This window comes from Brevundimonas sp. UBA5936 (genome assembly GCA_002430835.1).
Taxonomy (GTDB): domain Bacteria; phylum Pseudomonadota; class Alphaproteobacteria; order Caulobacterales; family Caulobacteraceae; genus Brevundimonas.
This window is the reverse complement of record DJDA01000006.1, coordinates 1-10,678: the sequence shown is the minus strand read 5'-3', so window position 1 is coordinate 10,678 and position 10,678 is coordinate 1. Positions and strand designations below refer to the sequence as shown.

General features: G+C 68.4%; 7 protein-coding genes and 1 pseudogene. 4 read left to right on the top strand and 4 right to left on the bottom strand.

Features of this window, described 5'->3' with window-relative positions:
- From B2Y21_RS00590 to B2Y21_RS00580, 3 genes and pseudogenes are all read right to left on the bottom strand, one after another.
- Nucleotides 1-886 (bottom strand): annotated as a pseudogene (locus tag B2Y21_RS00590) (hybrid sensor histidine kinase/response regulator); the annotation flags it as partial.
- A gap of 112 nt (nucleotides 887-998) precedes the next feature.
- On the bottom strand, nucleotides 999-2,654 hold the full coding sequence (locus B2Y21_RS00585) for an MFS transporter (RefSeq protein ID WP_409410819.1): 1,656 nt from the start codon (nucleotides 2,652-2,654) through the stop codon (nucleotides 999-1,001).
- A 177-nt stretch (nucleotides 2,655-2,831) separates the two neighbouring features.
- Entirely contained in the window at nucleotides 2,832-3,446 is a 615-nt protein-coding gene (locus B2Y21_RS00580) for a response regulator transcription factor (RefSeq protein WP_292055939.1), read from the bottom strand.
- Between the two features lie 182 nt (nucleotides 3,447-3,628).
- Between B2Y21_RS00580 and B2Y21_RS00575 the strand changes: the two genes are divergently transcribed.
- The 3 genes from B2Y21_RS00575 (at nucleotide 3,629) to B2Y21_RS00565 (ending at nucleotide 8,217) form a co-directional block, all read left to right on the top strand.
- Nucleotides 3,629-4,978: a DcaP family trimeric outer membrane transporter gene (locus B2Y21_RS00575; RefSeq protein ID WP_292055937.1), complete on the top strand. Its 1,350-nt coding sequence runs from the start codon at nucleotides 3,629-3,631 to the stop codon at nucleotides 4,976-4,978.
- 36 nt (nucleotides 4,979-5,014) lie between these two features.
- Nucleotides 5,015-6,952 (top strand): acetate--CoA ligase, encoded by a 1,938-nt coding sequence (gene acs, locus B2Y21_RS00570; protein ID WP_292055935.1) that lies wholly within the window; start codon nucleotides 5,015-5,017, stop codon nucleotides 6,950-6,952.
- An 80-nt stretch (nucleotides 6,953-7,032) separates the two neighbouring features.
- Complete coding sequence (locus B2Y21_RS00565; protein ID WP_292055933.1) at nucleotides 7,033-8,217, top strand: CaiB/BaiF CoA transferase family protein; 1,185 nt, start codon at nucleotides 7,033-7,035, stop codon at nucleotides 8,215-8,217.
- A 142-nt stretch (nucleotides 8,218-8,359) separates the two neighbouring features.
- Here B2Y21_RS00565 and B2Y21_RS00560 read toward each other — a convergent pair whose 3' ends face one another.
- The gene (locus B2Y21_RS00560) at nucleotides 8,360-9,940 is read right to left on the bottom strand and encodes a bifunctional GNAT family N-acetyltransferase/carbon-nitrogen hydrolase family protein (protein WP_292055931.1); all 1,581 of its coding nucleotides are present in this window, start codon (nucleotides 9,938-9,940) and stop codon (nucleotides 8,360-8,362) included.
- Between the two features lie 89 nt (nucleotides 9,941-10,029).
- Between B2Y21_RS00560 and B2Y21_RS00555 the strand changes: the two genes are divergently transcribed.
- Nucleotides 10,030-10,678 (top strand): CYTH domain-containing protein (locus B2Y21_RS00555; protein WP_292055929.1); only part of this gene is annotated, 649 nt, incomplete at its 3' end.

Here is a 10,678-nt window from a genome sequence, read left to right as displayed (position 1 = left end):
CGCCCGCCGCCACCAGCGGCAGGACCGCCAGGGTGGTCAGGATCAGATACAGCGGAAAGATCCAGCGCGCGCGGCGCACCTGGGCCGGGTCGCCGCCCTCGACGAAGGCGACGTGAAACTGACGCGGCAGGCAGAAGATGGCCAGGGTCGCCACCAGGGTGATGGCCATGAAGCGGGCGTCGATATGCGGCCACGTTCCCAACTGGCCCAGGCTGTCGGTCACGGCCTGACGCGACGGCGAGGCGGCCAGCAGGACGACGGCGAAGACGGCCACCGCCAGAAGGGCGGCCAGCTTGACGATGGACTCGATGCCGATGGCCTGGATCAGGCCGCGATTGTGCTCGGTCAGGTCGGGCCGTCGCGCGCCGAACAGGATGGCGAACCCGGCCAGCACCGCCGCCATGACCAGGACGGTCAGGCTCTCGGACCCGGCGACGGGGGTGCCCGCCGTAATCATCTCGCCCGCCATCGACAGCGACTTGAGCTGAAGGGCGATGTAGGGGACCGAGCCCAGGATGGCGACGCCCGCCACCGCCGCGCCTAGCGCTGGGCTCTTGCCGTAGCGCGACGAGATGAAGTCGGCCATCGAGCCGACGTTCTCGCGCCGGGCGGCCGAGGCGATGCGCCGCCACAGCGGCAGCAGCAGGGTCAGCCCCAGGATCGGCCCAACGTAGATGGGCAGATACTCCCACCCGTCGCGCGCGGCCGTGCCCACCGCCCCGTAATAGGTCCACGACGTGCAGTAGATGGCCAGCGACAGGGCGTAGAGCGACGGCCCCAGCATCCCGCGCCGCGCCTTGATCTGCGGCCGCTCGTACCACCAGGCGATGCCGAACAGGGCGGCCATGTAGAAGGCCGTCAGGGCCAGGGTGGCGAGGCTGAACATGGGCGTCATCTGGGCCGGGCGCGCTCACGCGGGCAAGTGAAAAAGAGGGCGGCCAGGCCGAAGCCGGACCGCCCGCAGGTTGGCGAAAGTCAGTTGTTGCGAAGCCGCTCGATCAGTCGTGGATATCCACGTCCTTGCCTTCCTTCACGAAGAGGACGCCGACGATCAGGGTCAGCACGGCGATGGCGATGGGGTACCAGAGGCCGTAGTAGATATTGCCCGTGGCCGCGACCATCGCAAACGCAGTGGTCGGCAGGAAGCCGCCGAACCAGCCGTTGCCGATGTGGTAGGGCAGCGACATGGAGGTGTAGCGCACCTTGGTCGGGAACATCTCGACCAGGGCGGCGGCGATCGGCCCGTAGACCATGGTCACATAGAGGACCAGCAGGAACAGGATGCCGATCACCATGGGCTTGTTGACCAGGGCGCTGTCGGCCTTGGCCGGATAACCGGCCTGGGTCAGGGCGGCGGTCAGGCCGGCGTCCCAGGTCTTCTTCTGGGCGTCGAAGTCGGCCTTGGGCATGACCTTGCCGTTGAAGCTCTCGACCACCTGGTCGCCGATGCGCACCTGGGCCACGGTTCCGGCCGGGGCGGCTTCGTTGACATAGGTGACGCCGGCCTTGGCCAGGTGGGTCTTGGCGAGGTCGCACGAGCTGTTGAAGACGGTCTTGCCCACCGGGTCGAACTGGAAGTGGCAGTCGGCCGGATCGGCGTAGACCGTCACCGGCGACTCCGCCACGGCGGCGGCCAGGCGCGGGTTGGCGGCGCCGGTCAGGGCGTTGAACAGCGGGAAATAGGTCAGGGCGGCCAGCAGGCAGCCGACCAGGATGATCGGCTTGCGCCCGATCTTGTCCGACAGCCAGCCGAAAAAGATGAAGAAGGGCGTCGCCAGCGCCAGGGCGGCGGCGATCAGGATGTTGGCCAGGGCGGGGTCGACCTTCAGCGTCTTCTCGAGGAAGAACAGGGCGTAGAACTGGCCCGTGTACCAGACCACGGCCTGACCGGCCGCCAGGCCGAACAGGGCGATCAGCACCAGCTTCAAGTTCGGCCACTTCATGAAGCTGTCCTTCAGGGGCGTGGTCGAGCCCTTGCCTTCGGCCTTCATGCGCTTGAACGCCGGGCTTTCCGACAGTTTCAGGCGGATCCACAAGGACACGCCCAGCAGCAGGATCGAGACCAGGAACGGAATGCGCCAGCCCCATTCGACGAAAGCTTCCTCGCCCAGGGCGAAGCGCACGCCCAGGATCACCATCAGGCTGAGCAGCAGACCCACGGTGGCGGTGATCTGGATGAAGGAGGTGTAGAAGCCGCGCTTGCCGTGCGGGGCGTGCTCGGCGACGTAGGTGGCGGCGCCGCCGTATTCGCCGCCCAGCGCCAGGCCCTGAATCAGGCGCATCAGCACCAGGATGATCGGGGCGGCGATGCCGATGGCCGCATAGGGCGGCAACAGGCCGACCACGAAGGTCGAGATGCCCATCAGCAGCATGGTCACCAGGAAGGTGTTCTTGCGCCCCCACAGGTCGCCCATGCGGCCGAAGACGATGGCCCCGAACGGGCGCACCGCAAAGCCGGCGGCGAAGGCCATCAGGGCGAAGATGAAGCCGGTGGTTTCGTTCACGCCCGAGAAGAACTGGGCGGAGATGATCGCGGCCAGCGAGCCGTAAAGATAGAAGTCGTACCATTCGATGACGGTGCCGACGGAGGAGGCGAGAATCACCAGCCGGTCGTTCTTGTCGACCGTGTGCTCGCCGCCGTCCGCCGCACCCATGGTGCGGTCGGTCATGGGCAGTCCCTTCCTATGCGGCCGCGATGCGCGGCGCGTTTCCCTCGCGCCCGGCGTGCTTTGCGCCGAGCGTCGGAAGGGAGAGTGACAGCAGGAACGGTGGTTTGCGCAGAGCGACCTTGGTCGAATAATGGCCGCCCTCTTCCTATCGATTGAAGGAAGTCAGAGCTCCAGCGACTGGGCCAAGATCACCGCCTGGGTCCGGTTCTGCACCCCCAGCTTGCGGAAGACGCTGGTCAGGTGCGCCTTGATGGTGGCCTCGGTCACGCCCAGATCGAAGGCGATCTGCTTGTTCAGCCGCCCGACCTTCAGCCCCTCCAGAATGCGCAGCTGCGACGGCGTCAGGCTGGCGATGCGGGCCTGAAGATCGACCTCTTCCTCGCCCGCCGCCTCGACCTCGGGCGCCCAGGTCTCGCCTTCGAGGATGACCCGGATGGCCTCGACCATGGTCGGCAGGGCCGCCGACTTGGGAATGAAGCCCGCCGCCCCCAGCGCCAGGGCGCGGCGGATGGTCGGCGCCTCCTCGCTGGCCGAGACGACGGCGACCGGAACGGCCGGATGATCGGCGCGGATCAGGGTCAGGCCCGTCATGCCGTCCACGTCCGACAGCTTCAGGTCCAGCAGCAGCAAATCGACCGGCGCCGCGCCCAGGGCGGTCTGCGCCTCGGCCAGGCTGGCGCATTCGACGATCTGGGCGCCTTCGGACGCCTTTTCGACAGCCGACTTCAGCGCCGCCCGAAACAGGGGGTGGTCGTCGGCGACGACGATGCGATCCATGAGTGTCCTTCCCACGCGCGGTTCTTGTTTCGTCGGCCGCGTCGCGACGACACCATGCCGCGCCTCGACTTTGGTCGAAACTAGACGAATGGCTAATGGCCGCAAACCCGGAGCGCGCGGAATGCTGCCGTCCTGAGGCCTGCGACAGACAGGCCCGGAACAACGGTCTGGGAGGACCACGCATGGGAAGCTGCCGTTTGTTCGGCGGCGTGGCTGCGGCCGCGCTGCTGCTCGCGCCCGGCGCCGCACTGGCTCAAGACGCCAGCGCCGCTCTGGAAGCCCGCATCGCCCAGCTCGAAGCCGAGCTGAACAGTCTTAAGTCCGAAGTCGCCGCCGCCCGAACGCAGCAGGCCTCACAGGCCCAGGACATCATCCGCCTGGAGACGCGGCCGGCGCCCGCGCCGACGCCGGTCTCCGCCCCGGCGGCGCCTTCGGACGGCTTCCGCATCGGCGACCACACGGTGAAGTTCGGCGGCTTCATCAAGGTCGACGCCATGGCCTCCAGCTATTCCGGCGGCGACCCGGCCAACGGCGACCCCTTGCGCGACTACCACCTGCCCGGCGCCATCCCGGTCGGCGGTACGGACGAAGACGTCGCGACCGACTTCAACGCGCGCCAGACCCGCTTCTGGTTGACCACCGACGGCGTCGTGTCCGGACACAAGATCGGCACGCGGCTGGAGATGGACTTCCAGACCCTGCCCGGCTCGGGCGACCAGCGCACGACCAGCGGCTCGAACCCCGCCCTGCGCCGCGCCTTCGTCACCATCGACAACTGGCTGATCGGTCAGGAGTGGACCAACTTCCAGAACACCGCCGTCCTGCCGGAATCGGCGGACTTCGTCGGCGCGGCCGAGGGCACGGTCTTCGCCCGTCAGGCCCAGGTCCGCTATACGCGCGGCCCCTTCTCCATCGCGCTGGAGAACCCCGAGACCACCGTCACCCCCTTCGGCGGCGGCGCCCGCATCATCGCCGACGACAACAGCCTGCCCGACCTGACCGCCCGCTATGCGCTGAGCCGCCCGTGGGGCGACGTGCAGCTGTCCGGCCTGGTGCGTCAGCTGAAGTATCAGAACCCGGCGACCAACATCAATTCCACCGCCACGGGCTGGGGCCTGTCGGCCTCGGCCAAGTTCAAGGTCGGGGCGCAGGACGACATCCGCCTGATGCTGACCGGCGGCGAAGGCATCGGCCGCTATGTCGGGCTGAACTTCTCCAACGACGCGGTGCTGGACGCCTCGGGCGATCTGGAGGCCATCGGCGTGGTCGCGGGCTTCGCCGCCTATCGCCACGTCTGGGCGCCGGGCTGGCGCTCCAGCCTGATCTGGTCGACGCAGAAGGTGGACAACGACACGGCCCTGACCGGGACCGGCGTCAACCGTTCGGCCCAGAGCCTTCACGCCAATCTGATCTGGTCGCCTGTCACGGCGTTTGATGTCGGCGCCGAGGTGATGTTCGCTGATCGCAAACTGGAGTCAGGGCTGGACGGCGACATGACCCGTCTGATCCTGTTCGCCAAATACGGCTTCTGAAGCCGCAAAAGAAAAAGACTGCTGGAGGAAAATCGCGTGTCTGATCCGGAAATCTATCCCGTCCCCGCCGAACTGGCCGCCCGCGCCCACGTGGACCGCGCCGGCTATGAAGCGGCCCGGATGCAGGCGCGCGAGACCCCTGAGGCCTTCTGGGCGGAACAGGCCGAACGTCTCGACTGGATGACCTTCCCGACCAAGATCAAGGACGTCTCCTTCAACAAGGCCGACTTCCGCATCCGCTGGTTCGAGGACGGGGTGCTGAACGCCTCGGTCAACTGCATCGACCGCCACCTGCCCGCCCGCAGGGACGAGGTCGCCATCCTCTGGGAAGGCGACGAGCCGACCGACAGCGAAGCCGTCACCTTCGGCCAGCTTCACGACCGCGTCTGCCGTCTGGCCAATGTGCTGAAGACCAACGGCGTCCAGAAGGGCGACCGCGTCACCATCTATCTGCCGATGATCCCGGAAGCCGCCTACGCCATGCTGGCCTGCGCCCGCATCGGCGCCGTGCATTCGGTCATCTTCGGCGGCTTCTCGCCTGACAGCATCGCCGGGCGGATCGAGGACTGCGAATCTGCGTTCGTCATCACCGCCGACGAGGGCTGCCGCGCCGGCAAGCGCGTGCCGCTGAAGGCCAATGTCGACAAGGCGCTGGAAAAGGTCGCGGGCGTGAAGACCGTCGTGGTCCTTCGCCACACCGGCGCCGAGGTTCCCTTCGTCGAGGGCCGCGATCTGGACTGGGGCGTCGAGACGGACAAGGCCTCGCCCGACTGCGCGCCCGAGCCGATGAACGCCGAAGATCCGCTGTTCATCCTCTACACCTCCGGCTCGACCGGAAAGCCCAAGGGCGTGCTGCACACCACCGGCGGCTATCTGTTCTGGGCCAGCTATACGCACGAGCTGGTGTTCGACTATCGCCCCGGCGAGGTCTTCTGGTGCACCGCCGACGTGGGCTGGGTCACGGGCCACACCTATGTCGTCTACGGCGCCCTGGCCAATGCGGCGACCAGCCTGATGTTCGAGGGCGTGCCCAACTATCCCACCGTCAGTCGCTTCTGGGAGGTGGTGGACAAGCATCAGGTCAACATCTTCTACACCGCCCCCACGGCCCTGCGCGCCCTGATGCGCGAGGGCGACGCCCCGGTTAAGGCCTCCAGCCGCAAGTCCCTGCGCCTGCTGGGCACCGTCGGCGAGCCGATCAACCCCGAGGCCTGGCGCTGGTATCATGAAGTCGTCGGCGAAGGCCGCCTGCCCATCGTCGACACCTGGTGGCAGACCGAGACGGGCGGCGCCCTGATCTCGCCCCTGCCGGGCGCCACGGACCTGAAGCCCGGCTCGGCGACCAAGCCCCTGCCCGGCGTCGAGCTTGAAATCGTGGACGCCGAGGGCGGCGTGCTGGACGGCGCGACCGAGGGCAATCTGTGCATCACCGACAGCTGGCCGGGCCAGATGCGCACCGTCTATGGCGACGACCAGCGCTTCTTCGACACCTATTTCTCGACCTATCCAGGCAAGTATTTCACCGGCGACGGCTGCCGCCGCGACGAAGACGGCTACTACTGGATCACCGGCCGGGTCGATGACGTCATCAACGTCTCGGGCCACCGCATGGGCACCGCCGAGGTCGAGAGCGCGCTGGTCCTGCACGACGACGTGGCCGAGGCCGCCGTCGTCGGCTTCCCCCACGACATCAAGGGTCAGGGCATCTACGCCTATGTCACCCTGAACAAGGGGGTCGAGGCGACCGAAGACCTGCGCAAGGCCCTGATCGCCCAGGTCCGCGAGGAGATCGGCCCCATCGCCGCCCCCGACGTGATCCAGTGGGCGCCGGGCCTGCCCAAGACTCGCTCGGGCAAGATCATGCGGCGGATTCTGAGGAAGATCGCCGAGAACGAACTGGGCGCCTTGGGCGACACCTCGACGCTGGCCGATCCGTCGGTGGTGGACGATCTGGTGAAGAACCGGGCGGCGTAGGCCTTCCACCCGCTCATCCCGGCGGACGCCGGGATCCAGTGAGGGCGACGCGCGCCTCGCCAACCGGCACGGTCGCGTCCTTGGCCAAAGCACTGGGCCCCGGCGTCCGCCGGGGTGAGCGGGTGCATCATTCAGCTCCCCCCGAAGAGGCGGTCTCGGACGGCGCAAGCTGGACGGGGCCGCCCGCCTCGGCTTCAGTGGCGGGCATGAGCGGAACCCTCGACGGCCTGACCATCATCGAAATCGGCGGCATCGGCCCCGCCCCCTTCTGCGGCATGATGCTGGCCGATCACGGGGCGGAGGTGGTGCTGGTCCACCGTCCCGGCGCCGCGCCCGACCCGCGCGATCCCCTGAACCGCAGCCGCGCCCGTCTGGTCGAGGCCGACCTGAAGACGCCCGAAGGCGCCGCCCTGATCCGCGATCTGGCGCGCACCGCCGACGGCCTGATCGAGGGTTTCCGTCCCGGCGTGATGGAGCGTCTCGGCCTCGGCCCCGACGCGCTTCTGGCCGACAATCCGCGCCTCGTCTACGGCCGCATGACCGGCTGGGGTCAGGACGGGCCGCTGGCCTCGGCGCCGGGCCACGACATCGACTACATCGCCGTCTCTGGCGCGCTTCACGCCTTCGGCCGGGCGGGCGAGAAGCCGACCCCGCCGATCAACATGGTCGGCGATTTCGGCGGCGGGGGCATGCTGCTAGCCTTCGGCATGGTGGCGGGCCTGCTCAAGGCCCAGCGCACCGGACGCGGCGACGTCATCGACTGCGCCATGACCGACGGCTCTTCCCTGTTGATGAGCATGATCTGGGGCTTCCGCCAGGCCCTGCCCGCGCCCCTGCCGCCCAATCTGACGTGGCGCGACGAGCGCGGCGTCAACCTGCTCGACACCGGCGCGCCGTTCTACGAGGTCTATGAAACGTCGGACGGCAAATACCTCGCCGTCGGCGCCATCGAACCGGCCTTCTACATCGCCCTGATGCGGCTGACGGGACTGGGCGGCGATCCCGACTTCGCCATGCCGTTCGACCCGGCCCAGTGGCCCATGCTGAAGGACAAGCTGGCCGCCGTCTTCCGCACCCGCACCCGCGACGACTGGTGCAATGATCCGGACGCGCAAGGAGCCTGCGTCGCCCCCGTCCTGTCCATGACCGAGGCGCCCGACCACCCGCACAACCGCGCCCGCGAGGCCTTCGTCACCGCGCAGGGCGTGATGCAGCCCGCGCCTGCGCCCCGGTTCCGGGACAGCCCGGCGCGGCGGCCGGAATAGAAGGCAGGTCACGAAATCCCCGCTCACCCCGGCGGACGCCGGGGCCCCGTGCTTTGGCCTCAAACGCGCGGCATGAACACCAGGCCTCGTGCGCGCTGCCCTCACTGGATCCCGGCGTCCGCCGAGATGAGCGGGAGTAAGGTCACCCCCCGTCCGTCCACACCGTCTTGTACAGATCAAACCGGCGGTCCCGCAGGTTCCGCACCGTCCCCTGCGCCTTGGCCCAGGCCAGGTCGGACAGATCCAGGTCCGCCACCGTCACCGTCTCGACGTTCTCGCTGGCCTCGGCCGCCACCCCGTCGCGCGCGAACGGAAAGTCGCACGGCGTCAGGATGCACGACTGCGCATACTGGATGTCCATGTTCTCGACGTTCGGCAGGTTGCCGACATTGCCCGACAGCACGACGTAGCACTGGTTCTCGATCGCCCGCGCCTGCGAGCAGTAGCGCACCCGCAGATACCCCTGCCGGTTGTCGGTGCAGAAGGGGGTGAACAGGATGCGCGCCCCCTCGTCCGCCAGACGCCGCGCCAGTTCGGGGAACTCAGAATCGTAGCAGATCATCACCCCGATCGGCCCGCAGTCGGTGGGGATGGCGTGGACGCGGTCGCCGCCCTTGATGTTCCACCAGTGGCGCTCGTTCGGGGTCGGGTGGATCTTCTCCTGCTCATGCACCGAACCGTCGCGCAGGAAGACATACGCAACATTTTGGATCTCGCCGTCCTCGGTCCGCGTCGGGTGCGAGCCGCCGATGATGTTGACGTTGTAGCCGACCGCCAGCTCGCGCATCGCCTCGACGAAGCGCGGCGTATAGCGGGTCAGGGCCTCGATCGATTCCGCCGGGGTCAGCTTCTTCGTCTCCAGCGACAGCAGCTGAAGCGTGAACAGCTCGGGGAAGACCACGAAGTCGGCGCGATAGTCCGACACCACGTCGACGAAATATTCGACATTGTCCATGAACTCGCCAAAGCTCTCGACCTTGCGCATCTGCAGCTGAACGGTGGCGACGCGCACCGTCTCCTTGACCGCAAAGGCCGCCCCCTTGCCCGTCGCCTCGACATAGTAGGGATTGCGCCAGACCCAGCGCGCCGCATGGCCCAACGACGCCTTGTCCGACGGCAGATAGTTCAGCAGCACCCCCGCCGGCTCGAACCCCGAACGCTGGTGAAAGGCCATGATCGGATCCTTCACCTTGCGGTCCCGCACCGCCTCGACATAGGCGTTCGGGTCCGGATAGGCGGCCCGGCGGCGCGCCAGCCCCGGCATCCGGCCGCCGAAGACGATCCCCTTCAGGTTCTGCGCCTCGCACAGGTCGCGACGCGCGTCGTACAGGCGCTGGCCGATGCGCAGACGGCGTCGGGCGGGGTCGACGCAGACCTCCATGCCGTACAGCCACGCGCCCGCCGGATCGTGGCGCGCGCCATAGCCGCCGCCGGTGATCTGGTCCCAGCTGTGCGGCCCCATGGCCGACGCCTCGTCGATGCGGAAGCTGGCGGCGTAGCCGACGATCTCGCCCTCGAACTCGACCACGAACTGCCCGTCGGGATAGGTGGCGATCTGGCCGCGCAGCATCCCCGGCGTATAGGGCGGCATGTCCTTGTAGACCCGCGCCACCAGGGCGTTGATCCCGGCGACATCGCCCATGCGGGCGTTGCGGATGGTCAGAACGGCGGGCTTGGCCGGCTCGGCGGGCGGGACGGTTTGGGCGGTCTGAAGATCAGTCATCCCGTCCTAACGCGCGAGCTTGGCTGTTGGATCATTTTCATCGCCTTGGACCCGCGCGGCGATGGGCGCACAATGGCGTCATGTCCGGCATGACGCAGGAAATCGAACTCAAGTTCCGGCTCGGCCCCGGCGCCGCCGCGCGCCTGGCCGCCCACCCCGCCCTGGCGGGCGAGGACAGCGTGCAGACCCTGCGCTCCGTCTATTTCGACACGCCCGACCAGGTGTTGCGCCGCGCGGGCTGGGGCCTGCGGGTGCGCGCGACCGGACGCGGCTTCGTCCAGACGCTGAAGGGCCAGACCGGCGGCGACGTCCTCAACCGCGCCGAATGGGAGACGCCGGTCTCCAGCGAGGCCCTGGACTGGCAGGCCGTAAAGACGACGCCCGCCGCCGTCCTGCTGAAGGGCCGCCGCCGCGACCTGTCGCCCCGCTTCGCCAGCACGGTGCGTCGCCGCGCCCGTCTGGTCGCCTTCGACGGAGCCGTGATCGAGGCCGCCTATGATGAGGGCGAACTGTCGGCGGGCGGCCACGTCGAACCCTTGCGCGAACTCGAACTGGAGCTGAAGGACGGTCCGCCCCAGGCCCTGTTCGCCCTGGCCCGGCGCCTGTCGGCCGACATCGCCCTGGTCCCCCTGTTCGAGAGCAAGGCCGAGCGCGGCTGGCGCCTGGCCGAAGGGTTGGAGCGCGCGCCCCGCACCGCCCGTGCCGATCCCCTGCCCCGCGCCTTGAGCGCCGAAGCGG